General features: G+C 65.4%; 17 protein-coding genes. 9 read left to right on the top strand and 8 right to left on the bottom strand.

The genetic code is table 11. From position 1 onward, the window contains the following. Positions 1–39: 39 nt before the first annotated feature. Positions 40–879 carry a diaminopimelate epimerase gene (gene dapF / locus Q8M85_RS01190; RefSeq protein ID WP_305539249.1) on the top strand — a complete coding sequence of 280 codons (840 nt, stop codon included), beginning with the start codon at positions 40–42 and terminating at the stop codon, positions 877–879. Continuing rightward, positions 876–2,138 (top strand): tRNA (N(6)-L-threonylcarbamoyladenosine(37)-C(2))-methylthiotransferase MtaB, encoded by a 1,263-nt coding sequence (gene mtaB, locus Q8M85_RS01185; RefSeq protein ID WP_305539247.1) that lies wholly within the window; start codon positions 876–878, stop codon positions 2,136–2,138. Before dapF ends, mtaB begins: the two co-directional genes overlap by 4 nt. Positions 2,139–2,559: 421 nt before the next feature. On the opposite strand, the gene pyrF is transcribed toward mtaB, so the two are convergent. Then, a complete protein-coding gene (gene pyrF / locus Q8M85_RS01180) occupies positions 2,560–3,252 on the bottom strand; it encodes an orotidine-5'-phosphate decarboxylase (RefSeq protein WP_305539245.1) in 693 nt (230 codons plus the stop codon). An 86-nt stretch (positions 3,253–3,338) separates the two neighbouring features. Between pyrF and Q8M85_RS01175 the strand changes: the two genes are divergently transcribed. From Q8M85_RS01175 to Q8M85_RS01160, 4 genes are all read left to right on the top strand, one after another. Beyond that, positions 3,339–4,208: an ROK family protein gene (locus Q8M85_RS01175; RefSeq protein WP_305539243.1), complete on the top strand. Its 870-nt coding sequence runs from the start codon at positions 3,339–3,341 to the stop codon at positions 4,206–4,208. Next, complete coding sequence (locus tag Q8M85_RS01170; RefSeq protein ID WP_305539241.1) at positions 4,199–4,993, top strand: copper homeostasis protein CutC; 795 nt, start codon at positions 4,199–4,201, stop codon at positions 4,991–4,993. The genes Q8M85_RS01175 and Q8M85_RS01170 overlap by 10 nt, the downstream gene beginning before the upstream one ends. A gap of 9 nt (positions 4,994–5,002) precedes the next feature. After that, positions 5,003–5,776, top strand: a complete 774-nt coding sequence (locus tag Q8M85_RS01165) for a hypothetical protein (RefSeq protein ID WP_305539239.1) — start codon at positions 5,003–5,005, stop codon at positions 5,774–5,776. Positions 5,777–5,877: 101 nt separating this feature from the next. Then, the gene (locus Q8M85_RS01160) at positions 5,878–6,702 is read left to right on the top strand and encodes a hypothetical protein (protein ID WP_305539237.1); all 825 of its coding nucleotides are present in this window, start codon (positions 5,878–5,880) and stop codon (positions 6,700–6,702) included. Here the strand turns inward: Q8M85_RS01160 and Q8M85_RS01155 are convergent. Beyond that, a complete protein-coding gene (locus Q8M85_RS01155) occupies positions 6,699–7,133 on the bottom strand; it encodes a hypothetical protein (RefSeq protein ID WP_305539235.1) in 435 nt (144 codons plus the stop codon). The genes Q8M85_RS01160 and Q8M85_RS01155 overlap by 4 nt on opposite strands. A 282-nt stretch (positions 7,134–7,415) precedes the next feature. Here Q8M85_RS01155 and clpB point away from each other — a divergent pair, with 282 nt between their 5' ends. After that, entirely contained in the window at positions 7,416–10,031 is a 2,616-nt protein-coding gene (clpB, locus tag Q8M85_RS01150; protein ID WP_305539233.1) for an ATP-dependent chaperone ClpB, read from the top strand. 65 nt (positions 10,032–10,096) lie between these two features. On the opposite strand, the gene Q8M85_RS01145 is transcribed toward clpB, so the two are convergent. The 6 genes from Q8M85_RS01145 to Q8M85_RS01120 all read right to left on the bottom strand — a co-directional run bounded on the left by Q8M85_RS01145 (position 10,097) and on the right by Q8M85_RS01120 (position 14,375). Continuing rightward, positions 10,097–10,552, bottom strand: a complete 456-nt coding sequence (locus tag Q8M85_RS01145) for a YidB family protein (protein ID WP_305539231.1) — start codon at positions 10,550–10,552, stop codon at positions 10,097–10,099. A gap of 34 nt (positions 10,553–10,586) precedes the next feature. Further along, positions 10,587–10,841 (bottom strand): GlsB/YeaQ/YmgE family stress response membrane protein, encoded by a 255-nt coding sequence (locus Q8M85_RS01140; RefSeq protein WP_305539229.1) that lies wholly within the window; start codon positions 10,839–10,841, stop codon positions 10,587–10,589. 91 nt (positions 10,842–10,932) lie between these two features. Beyond that, positions 10,933–11,574 carry a hypothetical protein gene (locus Q8M85_RS01135; protein WP_305539227.1) on the bottom strand — a complete coding sequence of 214 codons (642 nt, stop codon included), beginning with the start codon at positions 11,572–11,574 and terminating at the stop codon, positions 10,933–10,935. Between the two features lies 1 nt (position 11,575). Continuing rightward, positions 11,576–13,078 (bottom strand): caspase family protein, encoded by a 1,503-nt coding sequence (locus tag Q8M85_RS01130; protein WP_305539225.1) that lies wholly within the window; start codon positions 13,076–13,078, stop codon positions 11,576–11,578. Between the two features lie 261 nt (positions 13,079–13,339). Next, the gene (locus Q8M85_RS01125) at positions 13,340–13,831 is read right to left on the bottom strand and encodes a fasciclin domain-containing protein (protein WP_305539223.1); all 492 of its coding nucleotides are present in this window, start codon (positions 13,829–13,831) and stop codon (positions 13,340–13,342) included. A 58-nt stretch (positions 13,832–13,889) separates the two neighbouring features. Continuing rightward, the gene (locus Q8M85_RS01120) at positions 13,890–14,375 is read right to left on the bottom strand and encodes a fasciclin domain-containing protein (protein WP_305539221.1); all 486 of its coding nucleotides are present in this window, start codon (positions 14,373–14,375) and stop codon (positions 13,890–13,892) included. A 295-nt stretch (positions 14,376–14,670) separates the two neighbouring features. On the opposite strand from Q8M85_RS01120, the gene msrP reads away from it, so the two are divergent. Then, entirely contained in the window at positions 14,671–15,570 is a 900-nt protein-coding gene (gene msrP, locus Q8M85_RS01115) for a protein-methionine-sulfoxide reductase catalytic subunit MsrP (RefSeq protein WP_305539219.1), read from the top strand. After that, on the top strand, positions 15,570–16,178 hold the full coding sequence (gene msrQ, locus Q8M85_RS01110; protein WP_305539217.1) for a protein-methionine-sulfoxide reductase heme-binding subunit MsrQ: 609 nt from the start codon (positions 15,570–15,572) through the stop codon (positions 16,176–16,178). The genes msrP and msrQ overlap by 1 nt, the downstream gene beginning before the upstream one ends. The last annotated feature ends 447 nt before the right edge of the window (positions 16,179–16,625 follow it).

Here is a 16,625-nt window from a genome sequence, read left to right as displayed (position 1 = left end):
CACTGGCAAATCGTGGGCGGTCGGCGTATATGCCTTCGGATGATGGACAGCCTTGCGCAAACCGGCCTGCCGTTCATGAAAATGCATGGTGCGGGCAATGACTTCGTGGTGATCGACTCGCGTGGGCGCGGGGCGGTGATGACGGCTGGCCTTGCGCGCGCGCTGGGCGACCGGAATCGCGGGGTCGGCTTCGACCAACTGGCCGAGATCACAGATTCCGCCGAGGCTGATTTCGGGCTGGTGTTCTGGAACAGCGATGGCAGCCGGGCCGGTGCCTGCGGCAATGCCACGCGCTGCGTCTCGGATTACATGATGATCGACCTGGGGGTTGATGCAGTGTCGCTGGTCACCGCTCGGGGCCGGCTGCGGGCCGAACGCGCTGCTGATGGCCGGGTCTGGGTCAACATGGGTGAGCCGCAATTGGATTGGTCCTCCATTCCCCTGGCGCATGAGGTCGATCACCTGCACCTGCCGCTTCCGGGCGATCCGGTGGCCGTCGGCATGGGCAACCCGCATTGCGTGCATTTCGTCCAGGATGCGGAAGGCGTCGACCTCGCCGCCTTGGGGCCGAAGATCGAACAGGACCCGCTGTTCCCCGAACGGACCAACGTGGAATTTGCGGAACTGCTGTCGCCTTGCCGGATGCGGATGCGGGTGTGGGAGCGCGGGACAGGGATCACGCTGGCCTGCGGCTCGGGCGCCTGTGCAACGGCGGTGGCAGCGCATCTGCGCGGGATGATCGGACCTCGGGTCGCGCTGGAGGTCGATGGCGGTGTGCTGGAGGTCGACTGGCGCGACGATGGCGTCTGGCTGACCGGCCCGGTGGCGCGGGTCTTCGATGGCGTGCTGACCCCCGACTACATCGCGGCGCACAGATGAACGTTGCCCCGAAGCCCCCGGTCTTCGCGACGCTTGGCTGTCGTCTGAACGCCTACGAGACCGAGGCGATGAAGGAGCTTGCGGCATCGGCGGGCCTGTCTGAAGCGGTGATCGTCAACACCTGCGCGGTGACCGGCGAGGCCGTGCGGAAGGCCAAGCAAGAGATCCGGCGGTTGTCGCGCGAAAACCCCGGTGCTGCGGTCATCGTCACCGGCTGCGCAGCGCAGACCGAGCCCGAGACCTTTGCAGCGATGCCCGAAGTGACGCGGGTCGTCGGCAACCATGAGAAGATGCAGGCATCGACCTGGCAAGGTATTGCGGCGCCGGATTTGATCGGCCAAACCGAACGGGTGCAGGTCGACGACATCATGTCGGTGCGCGAGACGGCGGGGCATCTGATCGACGGCTTCGGGCGGCACCGCGCCTATGTCCAGGTCCAGAACGGCTGCGACCATCGCTGCACCTTCTGCATCATTCCCTATGGCCGGGGAAACTCGCGTTCGGTTCCGGCGGGGGTGGTGGTCGAGCAGATCAACCGGCTGACGGATCGCGGCTTCAACGAGGTGGTGCTAACGGGGGTGGACCTGACTTCGTGGGGGGCGGACCTGCCGGGGGAACCGCGCCTCGGCGATCTGGTGCGGCGGATCCTGAAACTGACGTCCGTGCCCCGCCTGCGGATTTCGTCGATCGACAGTATCGAGGCCGACCCGGCGTTGATCGAGGCGATCGCGACGGAGCCGCGGCTGATGCCGCATCTGCACCTGTCCTTGCAGGCGGGGGATGATCTGATCCTGAAACGGATGAAGCGGCGGCATCTGCGGGACGACGCGATCCGGTTCTGTGAAGAGGTGCGCGCGTCCCGGCCGGAGATGGTCTTCGGGGCGGACATCATCGCGGGCTTTCCGACCGAGACCGAGGCGATGTTCCAGCAGAGCCTTGATCTGGTTCAGGACTGCGGGCTGACATTCCTGCATGTCTTCCCCTTCTCGCCGCGCAAGGGCACCCCGGCGGCGCGGATGCCGCAGGTCCGGGGGCCGGAGATCAGGGAGCGGGCGGCGCGGTTGCGGGCCCTGGGCGACCGGGTTCTGGCCGCGCATCTGGCGGGGCAGGTCGGACGCGTCCACCGGGTGCTGACCGAAGGCGCGCGGATCGGGCGGACCGAGGGGTTCGCGGAAGTGGCTTTCGCAAGCGACCTGCCGGAGGGGGCGATCCTGGAGGTCCGGGTCACGGGTCAGGACGGGAAGCGGTTGCTGGCCTGATCTGTCCACGGTGGACAAACCTGGAAAGACGTTGCAAAACAGTATGTTGCATTTTTTTGTTAGGGATTCTTTAACACCTTGCCCGGCGCGAGGCGGTGGCTCTTGAACCCGGGGTGGGTTCTGAATCGAGCGCTGGCGCGCAAGCCTTTCCTCTCGCCTCTGCGCGTGAAGAACGCGCAACCGGCTCGGCGTTGGGGGCGCTTCGCCCCCCAAACCCCCCGAGGATATTTGGGTCAAGGTGAAAGGACCTGAGGCGCGCGCGACAGGGATTTCCCTGCCCCGCGCCTTGTCCGTGCCCGGCTGCGGGGCGTCTTGCGTCCGAGCGCGGACGCGGGTGTGCCCCAAGGTCCGCCCACGCTTGCCGTGTCTTGCCAGCCCGGTGCTCCTGCGCCGGAATTCGACGCGGCATCCCGGCAGGCAGTCAGGGCAATTCGGCGATCACCGCGCGGGCGGCCGCGGCGGGGTCCTGTGCCTGCCAGATCGGGCGGCCGACGACAATGTGGTCGGCCCCGTCGGCGATGGCCTGATGCGGGGTGGCGATGCGCTTCTGGTCGCCGGTCGCGGCCCCGGCCGGGCGGACGCCCGGGGTGACGATCAGCTTGCCTGTCGCCTCGGGCAGGGCGCGGATCATCGCGGCTTCCTGGGGCGATGCGATGACGCCGTCCGCCCCGGCGCGCAGGGCGCGGGAGGCCCGTTCCAGGGTGATCTGGTGAATGTCGCCCGGCTTGATCAGGTTTGCATCCAGATCAGCGCGGTCGAGCGAGGTGAGGATGGTCACGGCGAGGATCTTGAGGCCGGTGCCGCCCTTGCCGGTTGCAGCGGCGGCAACGACCTGCGGATCGCCGTGCACCGTCAGGAAGTCGAGGTCGTACTGCGCCAGGCCGCGCACGGCGGCCTCGATCGTCGCGCCGATGTCGAAGAGCTTCATGTCCAGAAAGATGCGCTTGCCCTGTTCGTGCTTGAGCTCGTTCGCCAGGGCGAGGCCCCCGCCCGTCAGCATCCCGAGCCCGATCTTGTAGAAGCTGGCGGCGTCGCCGATCCGGGCGACGAGGTCCAGCCCTTGCACCACGTTCGCCACGTCCAAGGCGACGATCAGTCGGTCATCTGCGGTCATGCGGGCCTCCGGGGTTCGCGGCGGTTTGACGGGGCGGGGCAGGGCTGTCAAGACTGGCGCGAAACGGGAACCGGAACGGGGACGGGATGATCCTGGCATTCGACATTGGCGGCAGCCGGATCAAGGCGGCGGTCTGGGACGGGTCGCTACGGCCTTTGGGCGAGATGGCTACCCCACTAACCGATCCAGCGGCGTTCACGGCGGCGGTGGCGGGTTTCCTGACAGGGCAAGAGACGGGGATCGCGATTTCCATCGCCGGCATCGTCGATCCGGCGACAGGCGTGGGGAAGGTGGCGAACATTCCGGCCATTGATGGTCTGGCGCTGGGGCCGCAGCTGCAGGCGGCGACCAGGCTGCCGGTTCTGGTCCTGAATGACGCTGACTGTTTCGCGCTGGCCGAGGCCCATCATGGCGCGGGGCGGGGCCAGGGCTCGGTCTTCGGGGTGATCCTTGGCTCGGGCGTCGGTGGTGGGCTGGTGATCGGCGGCCGTGTCGTGACGGGCGCTGGCGGCTATGCCGGGGAATGGGGGCATGGTCCGGTGATCCGGGGCGAGTTCGCCTTCCAGTGTGGCTGTGGTCAGATCGGCTGCGTGGATACGGTCGGAGGTGCGCGGGGGCTGGAGCGGTTGCACCGCAAGCGCACGGCAGAGCTGCTGGGGGCCGAGGCGATCATTTCGGGCTGGATGGCGGGAGAGGCGGAGCCGGGCGAGACGATGGCGCTTTGGCGCGAGATGGTTGCTGGGCCGCTCGCGATGGTGCTGAACGTCGTTGGTGCGGATGTTGTTCCGGTCGGCGGCGGCTTGTCTCGGGCGCCAGGGCTGGTGCGCTATCTGGACGAAGCCGTTCGAGTGCGCATGTTGCGGCGGACGAAAGCGCAGCTGCTGGTGCCCGCCGAATGTGGCGCGGATGCAGGGCTGCTGGGTGCGGCGATTGCGGGAGCCGTGGCATGGGGGTGACGCTGGAGGTCTGCGTCGACACCGCCGAGGGGTTGGCCGAGGCCGTCGCGGGCGGTGCGGACCGGATCGAACTGTGCGCGGCTTTGGCGTTGGGGGGACTGACGCCTTCGGCGGGGCTGATGGCTCTGGCGGCCGGCTGCGGGGTGCCGGTGGTGGCGATGATCCGGCCGCGGGCGGGGGATTTCGTCTGGTCCGGGCAAGAGGTTGCGATGATGGAGGCCGAGATCGCGGCGGTTCGCGCGGCCGGGCTGTCGGGGGTGGTCCTGGGTGCCTCGCTGCCGGACGGGCGGCTGGATGTGCCGGTGTTGCGACGGCTGGTCGCGGCGGCGCGTGGGGCGGAGGGGGGGCAATCGCTTCGAGGAGATCGGGCCGGAGCGTTTGAAGGCTTTGAACCGGACGTTTCGGAAATTCCGGGGGCCTTTGACCTGGTGTTGCACCGCTGCATCGACCTGGTGCCGGACATGGGTCAGGCGCTGGAAGAGGCGGTGGCACTTGGGTTCGACCGCATCCTGACCTCGGGCGGCGAGCAGACAGCCGAGGCCGGGGCGGCGCGGATCGGGGCGTTGCTCGCGCAGGCGGCGGGGCGGATCACGGTGATGCCGGGGTCCGGGGTGAGCCCCGGGAATGTCGCGATGCTGAAGGGGCTTGGCATCAGTGATGTTCACGCGTCATGTTCGTCGGCGACCCCGGTGACTGGCCGGGTGGTGGACATGGGTTTTGCGCCGCAGGTGCGGCGGCAGACCGATGCGGACGCGGTGCGGGCCTTGCGCAAGGCCCTGGAATAGGAGCGGGCGATGGAGTTGAGGCTGGACTATGACCGCCCGGAGGAGGGGCCGGGATCGGGCCCGCTGACCGTGGGCTGGTTCCTGGCGCAGGACAAGGGCGCGGTGCTGTACGACCCGCCCGAGCGGGTGCAGATCCGGCCGCCGAACAAGGCGCACGCCAAGTCGGCCAGCCGCTGCCCGGCGGTGATCCAGCTGGAAAGCCGGTATTTCCTAGTGAAATGTCCCTTCGATCTGCACATCGGGTTTCAGCGGGACGACAAGGGCAAGCCTGTTCTGGTGAACCGCGCCGGGGCGTCGTCTTCCATCCGGTCCTCGAAGCTGAACGAGGTCTTGACGCTGGTGTCCGAGGCCGAATGGCGCTTTCCCGACCGGCCAACGGTGCAGTTGCACCTGCCCTACTGCTTCATCGCCGACGAAATGGTCTATCTGACCCAGCTTGACACCTTTGCGCATTACCGGTCGAACCCGCTGCCCGGCACGATCTTTGGCGGGCGCTTCCCGATCTCGATCTGGCCGCGCCCGCTGATGTGGGCCTTCGAATGGCATGAGCCGGGAAAGGACCTGATCCTGCGCCGGGGCGAGCCGCTGTTCTATGTCCAGTTCGAAGGTATGGACCCGTCGCGCCCCGTGCAGGTGGTGGAAGCGGAGAAGACGCCGGAGCTGACGGCCTATCTGGACAAGCTGTCCGGCGTGGTGAACTACGTCAGCCAGACGTTCAGCCTGTTCAAGGCGGCAGAGGGGTTGCGGCCGAAGAAGCTGCTGGTCGCCAAGTCCAAGGACTAGGCGCAACTGGCTGACCCCGGAGGGCTTCGCGCCCTCCGGACCTCCCGCGGGATATTTGTGCAAAGATGAAAGCACAATTTTAGTCGAATTGGAGGGACCGCGTGCGCAGCATCATCGAGACCTATGACCTGGCCACCGGCCATGTGCGGGAGGTGCTGGGGGTCGAGGGGCGGATCGAGGCGCCGAACTGGGCGCCCTCGGGCGATTGGCTGCTGGTGAACGGGGGCGGGCGGCTTTACCGGGTGCCGCTGGCGGACCCGGAGCTGGTGGCGCTGGATACCGGCGCGGCGGTGAAGTGCAACAACGACCACGGGATCAGCCCGGATGGGCGGACGATCATCCTGTCCTCGCACCACGAGGGGGCCGGGTCGCAGGTTTATGTGATGCCGGTGGCGGGAGGCGAGCCGGTGAAGGTCTCGCCCGACAGTCCAAGCTGGTGGCATGGGATCTCGCCCGACGGGAAGGTACTGACCTATGTCGCGGCGCGCGGCGGGCGGAAGGTGATCGACGTCTACACGCTGGTGCCGGGGCAGGCGGAGACCCGGCTGACCCTGGGCGAGGGGCATTGCGACGGGCCGGATTTCAGCCCGGACGGCAGTCGCATCTACTACAACTGCGACCGCACGGGCCATGCGCAGATCTGGGTGATGGCCGCGGACGGGTCGGGACAGCAGCAACTGTTTCAGGACGGGTTCGTCAACTGGTTCCCGCATCCCTCGCCCGACGGGCAGCACCTGCTTTACCTCGCCTATCCGCCCGGCACGACGGGGCATCCGGCGGATCTGCCTGTGGCGCTGGTCCTGTGCGACCCTGAAGGCGGCAATCGGCGGCGGGTGCGGGAGTTCACCGGGGGGCAGGGCTCGATCAACGTGCCCTGCTGGGCACCGGACGGTAGCGCCTTCGCCTATGTGCGCTACGAACCCTAGGCGGGACGCAGGCCGTTGAGGCCTTTGGTCGGCTTCGGGCGGGGCTCGGGCGGGGGAAGGTCCACGGTCGCCAGCATCGGCTGCAGGTGGCGCGGATCACCCCAGACCGAGATGTAGACCTCGGGGGGGTAGCCGTTTGCCAAATGCTCGGGCGTCAGATCAATGATCCGCACCCGCAGGTCGTCGCCGTGAGCAAGGCTGGGGGCAATGATCTCTTCAGCGACGGGCCCGAGATGGCCGATCAAACCCTCGCGGTGATGCGGGATCAGGCCCAGGATCGGCTTCCTGAGCCTGGCAAAAACGCCGATCCTGCCGTCGGACAGCCGTTCCAGCCGCGCGTTGTCGCCGATGGACAGGCCGGTGCGCGCGACGTGGATCACAAGGTCCTCCACCGGGGCCTTGTGGATCAGGGGAAGTTTTGCATCGCTCATTGTCGGGCCTTTCCAAAAGTCGAAGGACCAAGGATGGCGGTGGGGGCGGGTATTGCAAGCCACGGAGGCCCCTGAGGCCGCCAGGCTGCCCAAACCCGCCGATCACTTTCAGGGGGATCGGCAAGGAAAGGCCGAAACGCTGAGTTTCGGGGTGCTGTGGATTTTGTGCAGGCGGGGATTGCAAAATTTTCGACCCGCGCCCAGATCAAGGACAAGGCCTTCACGGGGTGTGCTGGATGACCGGGCACCGCAAGCGGGGCGCTTTGCAAGAGGAGACGACCGATGAATTTGGAGAAATTCACGGAACGGTCGCGCGGGTTCCTTCAGGCCGCGCAGACCATCGCGATGCGGGAAAGCCACCAGCGCGTGCTGCCCGACCATCTGCTGAAGGCGCTGATGGATGACGACCAGGGGCTTGCGGCGAACCTGATCCGTAAGGCGGGTGGCTCGCCGGAACAGGTCAACGCGGCAATCAACGCCTCGATCGCCAAGCTGCCCAAGGTCACGGGCGGCGATGCGCAGACCTATGTTGACCCGCAACTTGTCCGCGTCCTGGACGAAGCGGAAACCGTTGCGAAGAAGGCCGGGGACAGCTTCGTTCCGGTTGAACGCCTGCTGACGGCGCTGGCGCTGGTCAACACGCGGGCCAAGGATGCGCTGACGGCGGGGGCGGTGACGGCCCAGGGGCTGAACACGGCGATCAACGAGGTCCGCAAGGGGCGGACGGCGGACAGCGCTTCGTCGGAAGACACGATGGAGGCGCTGAACAAATACGCGCGCGACCTGACCCAGGCGGCGCGGGACGGCAAGATCGACCCGATCATCGGGCGGGATGAAGAGATCAGGCGCGCGATGCAGGTGTTGTCGCGGCGCACGAAGAACAACCCGGTGCTGATTGGCGAGCCGGGCGTCGGCAAGACGGCGATTGCCGAGGGCCTTGCCCTGCGCATCGTCGACGGAGACGTGCCGGAGTCCTTGCGCAACAAGAAGCTTATGGCGCTGGACATGGGGTCGCTGATCGCGGGCGCGAAGTATCGCGGCGAGTTTGAAGAGCGGCTGAAGGCGATCCTGAAGGAAATCGAAGCTGCGGCGGGAGAGGTCATCCTGTTCATCGACGAGATGCATACACTGGTCGGGGCGGGCAAGTCCGAAGGCGCGATGGATGCGGCGAACCTGATCAAGCCGGCGCTGGCGCGGGGCGAACTGCATTGTATCGGTGCGACCACGCTGGACGAGTACCGCAAGCATGTTGAAAAGGACGCGGCTTTGGCCCGCAGGTTCCAGCCGGTCTTCGTCGAGGAGCCGACGGTCGAGGATTCGATCTCCATCCTGCGCGGGATCAAGGAGAAGTACGAGTTGCACCACGGGGTGCGGATCACCGATGCGGCCTTGGTCGCGGCGGCGACCTTGTCGCACCGCTATATCACCGACCGATTCCTGCCCGACAAGGCGATCGACTTGATGGACGAAGCCGCCAGCCGCTTGCGGATGGAGGTGGATTCCAAACCCGAGGAGCTTGATGCCCTCGACCGGCAGGTGCTGCAGTTCCAGATCGAGGCCGAGGCCTTGAAGAAGGAAGACGATGCGGCGTCGAAGGACCGGCTGGAGAAGCTCGAGAAGGAGCTGGCCGATCTGCAGCAGAAGTCGGCAGAGCTGACGGCGAAGTGGCAGAATGAGCGTGCTTCACTGGAGGCGGCGCGGACGCTGAAGGAACAGCTGGACGTGGCGCGGGCCGAACTGGAAGGCGCCAAGCGCGAGGGCAACTTCGCCAAGGCGGGCGAGTTGCAATACGGCCGCATCCCGCAGCTAGAGAAGGACCTTGTCGAGGCGGAAGCCAAGGAGGGTCAGGCCCTGGTGGCCGAGGCCGTGCGTCCCGAGCAGATCGCCGAGGTGGTGGAACGCTGGACCGGCATCCCGACCACGAAGATGCTGGAAGGCGAGAAGGAAAAGCTTCTCAAGATGGAAGAGGAGCTGGGCCGTCGCGTCGTCGGGCAGCAGGCGGCAGTGGGCGCGGTGTCGCGCGCGGTGCGCCGGTCTCGGGCGGGTCTGTCGGATGAAAACCGGCCGCTTGGGTCGTTCCTGTTCCTCGGCCCGACCGGCGTTGGCAAGACGGAACTGACCAAGGCGCTGGCCGAGTATCTGTTTGACGACGACAGCGCGATGGTCCGCATCGACATGTCGGAGTTCATGGAGAAACACTCCGTCAGCCGCCTGATCGGCGCGCCCCCCGGTTATGTGGGCTACGATGAAGGTGGTGTGCTGACCGAAGCGGTGCGGCGGCGGCCCTATCAGGTGGTGCTGTTCGACGAGGTGGAAAAGGCACACCCGGACGTGTTCAACGTGCTCTTGCAGGTGCTGGACGACGGACGGCTGACCGATGGCCAGGGTCGCACGGTCGACTTCAAGCAGACGCTGATCATCCTGACCTCGAACCTTGGGGCGCGGGCGTTGTCCGAGCTGCCGGAAGGCGTGGATGCCAGCGGGGCCAAGGCCGAGGTGATGGAGGCGGTCCGGCAGCATTTCCGGCCCGAATTCCTGAACCGTCTGGACGAGCAGATCATCTTCGACCGGCTGAACCGGGCGGATATGTCGGGGATCGTCGAGATCCAGCTGCACCGGCTGGAGGCGCGCCTTGCAGCGCGGAAGATCGCGCTGGAGCTGGACGCCGGGGCGAAGGCCTGGCTGGCGGATGAGGGCTACGACCCGGTCTTCGGCGCGCGGCCCCTGAAGCGGGTGATCCAGCGCCAGTTGCAGGACCCGTTGTCCGAGATGCTCTTGGCTGGGGATGTGCTGGACGGCACGACGATCCGCGTGACGGCTGGACCGGAAGGCCTGATCATCGGCGACCGCGTGGTGCAAAGCCGCCGCGAACGGCCGCAGTCGGCCGTGGTGCACTGACAAAACGCAGGGTGGGCGATATCGCCCACCCTACGCTTGGCGCATCAACTGGATGGGATATCGAGTTAGATGGACCGTGGCTCGGGCGCGCTGATCGGCGGGAACTGCCCCTCGGGGGTCACTTGATCCACCACCTCGGGCAGAGAGGTGCTGAGCCGCGACAGCAGCTCTTCCCGGCTAAGTCCGGTCTTCGCGCCCAGTTCGGCAAGCGTCTCTTCGTCAAGTGCCGCTTCAAGCTCGTCCGGGGCCAACGGCACATTCGGCCCGCGCTGCACCCAGCTGTCGACTTTGGCCTTTTGCACCGGGTTGGAGAAGCGCTCGAAAAGCTCTGACAAGCCGCCCATGACTCCACCTCCGCCCAGCATCTGGCGAAACCCGTCGAGCGGGCTAGCCTGATCGCCCGGACGGGCAGGGTCCGAGCCGCGTGTGTTCAGCACCTCGGAAAGCTTGTCGCGATTCTGGTAGCCCGCCACGGCCAGAAGACCGAGAAGGGCGATAAGGGAAGGGCTGCCTTTGGCCATGATGAAGTCCTTGCGTTGGAAGGGTCAGAGGGGATCAGGCGCGGCGACGCATGTAGCCGTAGATCATCAGGACGATGATCGCACCCAGGGTTGCCCCGATGAGTCCTGCGCCATCCTCGGGCCCATACCAGCCAAGCGACTGGCCCAGAAAGTTCGCCACGAAGGCGCCGACGATTCCCAGGATTGCGGTCATCACAAAGCCTGCAGGCTCGTTCCGGTCACCCGGCATGATGAACTTGGCGATGATCCCGGCGAGAAAGCCGATGACGATGGTCCAGATGATCCCCATAAGACGCGCTCCCCAATGTTGCTGCATCGGGAAACGCCGGGAATGGGGATTCGTTCCCGTGATTGGCCGCGAAAGAGCGGCGCTGGAGGGGTCAGGCCGAACGCAGGATCACCAGGTTCTCTTCGACCGCCGTGGCGACGTCGGTGTAGGCCTGGGTCCGTCGCGCCGGATCGCCGCCCGATCGGATGATGATCAGCTCGGCCTCCTCGACAACCATCGCGGCCTCGACCGCCGCGGCTTCGGCAAAGGCTTCTTTCACCGGCCGCACTTTCGGCAGGCGCTTGGCACCCGACTTGTGACCTTCGCGTGGACGGAGGATCGGGGCACTCTGGTCCTCGTACTTGGTCACGATGGCATCAAGCTTGTCCGCAGCATCCAGCATGGCCTGCTTGATCGGCAGGTAGTCACCAGTATTCGGCAGGTTCGCCGCGACTTTCAGGTAGTAAAGTCGCAGGCAGTCGATCCGGTATCGCAGCTCGATCCGGCTGCCACAGGTGCTGTTGGCCCCGTTCAGGATCTTGACGATCCCCTTTGTGACGCCGGAGTTGATGCTTTGACCTGGCGTGGGGTCATCACCGTCATGGCAGGAAATGCTGAACAAGCTGAATGTCGAAAAGTCCGGCTCTTCGGATTCTGACTCGTCCTCATGGCAATCTGCCAAAGCGGGAGTGACCGGAATCAAGAAGATAAGGCCCAGGGCCAGCAGAAATGGGGACAGGATCGATCTGATCATCTCAATTCTCCGTTTCAAAAATACCGTAGGCGGCGAGGACAGCCCGCCGCGTACCTGGGCCGAACGAACCGTCGACCGTGCCGTCATAAAGCCCCTTGTCGGCAAGAATCTGCTGCAGACCGGCCCAGGTCTCGCCTGGGAACTTGTCGGCGTTGTTCAGCAGTCCGTCCAGCGCCAGCTCGCTGCCGCCCCGCAGGGCGCGGTACAGAAGATCGGCGGCATCCTGCGGGCCAAGGTCGGGGACGAGGCCATTGGCCGCGAATGACGCCACGTTGAACATCGCCTCGGTATGGCCCTGCGCTGCAGCCTCCTGGAACAGCGTCAGGGCCTTGTCGCGGTCCTTGTCCAGCCCAAGCTCGCCGGTGAAATGGAAATAGCCCATGTCGTTCAGCGCGGCGGGGATCTTCGCTTCTGCGGCTTCTGCATACAAGGTCCGGGCACGGCCCGGGTCGGGATCGACGCCAAGGCCACCCTCCAGCACCTTGGCCAGCCGGTACTTGGCATCCGGGTCGCCTGCAGCGACTGCCTGGTCCAGAAGCTTCAACGCTTCTTGCGGCGCGTAGTCGGTGCTTTGCCGATCCAGCTTGGCCAGCGCCAGCCCCACAAGCGACCGGGAATCCCCGGCGGCGGCCGATCTCTCCAGCGTCTCGCGGTCGGCAGCCACGACGCGCTGCCAAGCGACGGCCAGTTCCTGCACCCCCGGCTCGGCCGAGGCTGTGGCCCCACCCGTCAGGTAGAAGGGCTCGCCCGGCAGGGCACCGTAGGTCGTGGGCTCCTGCTGGTTTGAAGTGGCGGCCAGCACGTCGTCGCGGACCTGGCGGAACAGCAGGCTGATCTCTAGTTCGGGTTTCACGATGTTGTCGCGCAGCGCGATGTTGAAGGGGCTGTTCTGGCCCTGCCCGTCCAGCGCCACCGCCCCGTCGCGGGCCGCGAAGGCGACCAGAGTTCCCCGGTCCGGCGACGGCGCGGCAAGGCCGCCCTTGCCGGTGGTCAGGCCCTTGGCCACCTCGGGGTCGCGCAGGTCGATCACGTCGGGAAAGGGATTGTCGCGGCAGCTGTCCAGGATCAGGATCGACATCCGTCGCGCCCCGTCCACGGCGGCCAGCATCTGGTCCATCGTGACCGAGGCCGCGACGATATCCTTCGCCTGCCGGACCTGGGCGTCGACTGGTATCAGAAAGGTCGTCCCCTGCACCGAGACGCCATGCCCGGCGTAATAGATCAGGGCGATGTCGGCCGTCTCGGCGCGGAAGGCGAAATCTTCAAGCGCGGCCAGCGTCTCTTCACGCGTGGCGTCCATCCGAATATCGACCGCAAAGCCGATATCTTCCAGGGTCGCCGCCAGTGCGCTGGCATCGTTGATCGTGTTCTTCAGGGGCGTGACCGAGATGTAGCTTGCCATCCCAAGGACCAGCGCGACGCGCTCCTCGGCGCGGGTTTCCGCCCGTGCGGGGCCAACCAGGACTGCAATGCTTAAGGTCAGGGCCAGAAGGCGGCGGTACATGGCGGGATTCGGCAGGTATGAGAAATGGATCCTTGCAAAAAAGGCTATGCCGATTGGGGCGCTGGGCAAAGCGCAAAGCGTGTGCCGCGCCCTGGAAACGGGCGATGGGCGGGTCGGGAAGGATGACTTGACGTGAAAAGGGGCTCTCGAACGGAGAGCCCCTTCTATCGGTGACACGTCAGACTGGTTAACCGTCGGTAAACGTCCGCAGCCAGGTGGTTGTTTTCCTTGGATTGCTACTTCCTGTCCTGCGTGGACAGGTCACTTCGGCAGCAGCACCCGGTCGATCACGTGGATCACCCCGTTCGAGGCCATGATGTCCGCCGTGGTCACCCGCGACTTGTTGACCTTGACCCCGTTCCGACCGTCGATGTGGACGGTCTGGCCCTGCACAGTGGCGACATTCATCCGCTTTCCCGCCAGCTGGTCCGAGGTCACTTCGCCGGGCACGACGTGATAGGTCAGGATCTTGATCAGCTGGTCCTTGTTCTCGGGCTTCAGCAGGTTCTCGACGGTCCCCGCAGGCAACGCGGCGAAGGCGGCGTTCGTCGGGGCGAAGACGGTGAAGGGGCCGTCGCCTTTCAGCGTGTCGACGAGGCCCGCGGCGCTGACGGCGGCGACGAGGGTGGAGAAATCTTCATTCGACGACGCGATGTCGACGATATCAGGCTTGGTTTCGGCAGGAACGCAGGCGGCGATCAGTGCGGTGACCGAGACGGCTGCGGCCAGGCGGAAGAGAGTGCGGCGGTTCATCGTGGTGTCCCCTGTTGGTTGAAAAGGAAGGGGGCGCCGAAGCGCCCCCCCTGGTTGATCAGCCTTCCGGCGGCAGGATGACGGAGTCGATCACGTGGATCACGCCGTTCGAGGCCGCAACGTCCGGGGCCGAGATGACCGCGCCGTTGACCTTCGGGCCGCCATCGAGGGTGATGGTCACTTCGGCGCCATTCACGGTGGCGGCCATCATGCCTTCGGTCAGGTCGGTGGACATCACCTTGCCGGGCACGACGTGGTAGGTCAGGATCGCGACCAGCTTGTCCTTGTTTTCGGGCTTCAGCAGGTCCTCGACGGTGCCGGCGGGCAGAGCCGCGAAAGCAGCGTCGGTCGGCGCGAAGACGGTGAACGGGCCTTCGCCCTTCAGCGTCTCGACCAGGCCAGCAGCCGTCAGCGCGGCGGCAAGCGTGTTGAACGAGCCAGCGGCAACGGCGGTGTCGACGATGTCCTTTGAATGGCCGTCAGCCAAGGCGGGCATCGCGAAGGCGGTTGCGGCGGTCAGCGCAAGGAAAGTTCTGCGGATCATAGGGTCACTCCGTTTGATCGGTGTTTGATCGGTCATGCCGTCATTGGCGAGAGTGATAGGGACGGGCTGCGACATTGGATCATGCCGACTTTCGCGTGAGGCCAGCTTGACCCAGAACGATTGCGCGCTAAGCTGCGGTCCTTGGCGATTTCCAGACAAAGGACTGTGAGCAAAGTTCAGAGTGCGTGATCGGATCCGGCAACATTTCAAACCACTGGCAGACATGTGACGCGGTTTGTTTTGCCTTTCATGCCGATTGCGGCATGTTTGGAGGAAGTTGAAACCGGAGCCTCCCATGCGCCTGAACTGGTCCGACGTCACGCCGAAGCCGCTGTGGCTGAACCGCCGCAAGTTGATGGTCGGCGGGGCTGCCTTGCTGGCCACTCCTGCCCTTGCGAAGATCGAGGCCGCGAAAAGCGCCTACTCGACCGACGAAGAGCCGAACAGCTTCGGGGACATCACCTCCTACAACAACTTCTACGAATTTGGCACCGGCAAGGATGACCCCGCCGCTTATGCCGGAGCGATGACGGTCGACCCCTGGTCGATCGTGATCGACGGGATGGTCGACAAGCCCGGCACCTATGACCTTGCCGACGTGGTCAAGGGACAGCCGCTAGAGGAACGCATCTACCGCTTCCGCTGCGTCGAGGCCTGGTCGATGGTCGTGCCCTGGATCGGCTTTCAGCTTTCCGGCCTGCTGGACCGGGTTGGTGTGCAGCCCGGCGCGAAGTTCGTGGCCTTCGAAACGCTGGTGCGGCCGGAAGAGATGCCGGGTGTCGCCTCGCCGTTCATCGACTGGCCCTATCGTGAGGGCCTGCGGCTGGACGAGGCGATGCATCCGCTGACGATCATGGCGACCGGACTTTATGGCGAGGCGATGCCCAAGCAGAACGGCGCGCCGATCCGGCTGGTCGTGCCGTGGAAGTACGGGTTCAAGTCGATCAAGTCGATCGTGAAGATCAGCCTCGTCGACACCATGCCGCAAACGACCTGGAACATGCTGCAGCCGTCCGAATACGGCTTCTATTCCAACGTGAACCCCAAGGTGGACCATCCGCGCTGGAGCCAGGCCTCGGAACGCCGCATCGGCTCGGGTCTTTTCGGGGGGCGGCAGGACACGCTGATGTTCAACGGTTATGAAGCCGAGGTTGCGTCGCTTTACGCCGGACAGGATCTGGCGGTCGACTACTGATGGATTGGCTGAACACCCAGGCGCGCCGGGTTCCGACCTGGGTGGTGTATCTCCTAGGGCTGGTGCCACTGGCCTTTCTGATCTGGGGCGCGGTATTCGGCGGGCTTGGCCCCGATCCCGTGAAGGCAATCGAGCGAGGCTTGGGCGAGCGCGGATTGCAGTTCCTGCTGGCGTCTCTGGCGATCACGCCCCTGCGTCGGTTTGGCTTCAACCTTCTGCGCTTTCGCCGGGCGCTGGGGTTGCTCTCCTTTCTCTATGTAAGTCTGCACCTGGTGGCCTGGGTCTGGCTGGATATGGGCCTGCGCTGGAGCGAGATGCTGGCGGACCTGACCAAGCGGCCCTTCGTGATCCTGGGGATGATCGGGTTCGTGGTGATGATTCCCCTGGCATTGACCTCGTGGAACGGGGCGATCCGACGGATGGGCGCTTTGGCCTGGGGGCGTCTTCATAAGCTGGCCTATGTGGCGATTCTGGCCGGAGCGGCGCATCTGGCGTTGCTATCGAAGGTCTGGACGACCGAAGTGCTGGTCTATCTGGCCCTTGCGCTTGGCCTTGTGGCCCTGCGGCTTCTTCCCAGGGGTGGGATAAGGCTGCGCGCCCAGGCCTGAGCGGTCTTGGGCGATGCTGCGCCCGCAAGAAAATTGCCGCAATGCCGCGCCCGTAGTGGGCTCTATTGCGCCAACCACCAGATTTTGCGAGTGTTTCCCGCTTCTGCAAATTTTTTGCGACAAAGGTGTTTTTTGCTCTTGCGGGCACCGCGGCCTCTCCGTAAATACCGCCTCACCGAAGCGGAAACGTGACGGTGACGGACGGAAGCGACGGCAAGTCGACGCGGAAGACCGGAAAATCTGAAGGCACGGCGCGAAGGGATACGCCAAGGAATTGGCGGATCGCACGTTTTTTGTCTGACGATGGCTCTTTGAATCTTGTTGGTTAATGAAGGGATATGCGGGCGGTTTGGGCGCATCGGCGTCTGATCGCAGCATATCGGCCTAGTAGGGGAAACCCGATGATCTAGGTGTCAGCTTCACTACTTGTGGGTCACGTTACTTCGG

Origin of the sequence: Tabrizicola sp. (assembly GCF_030694085.1) — a bacterium.
Lineage (GTDB): Bacteria > Pseudomonadota > Alphaproteobacteria > Rhodobacterales > Rhodobacteraceae > Tabrizicola.
This window is presented reverse-complemented; position numbering and strand designations above follow the sequence as displayed.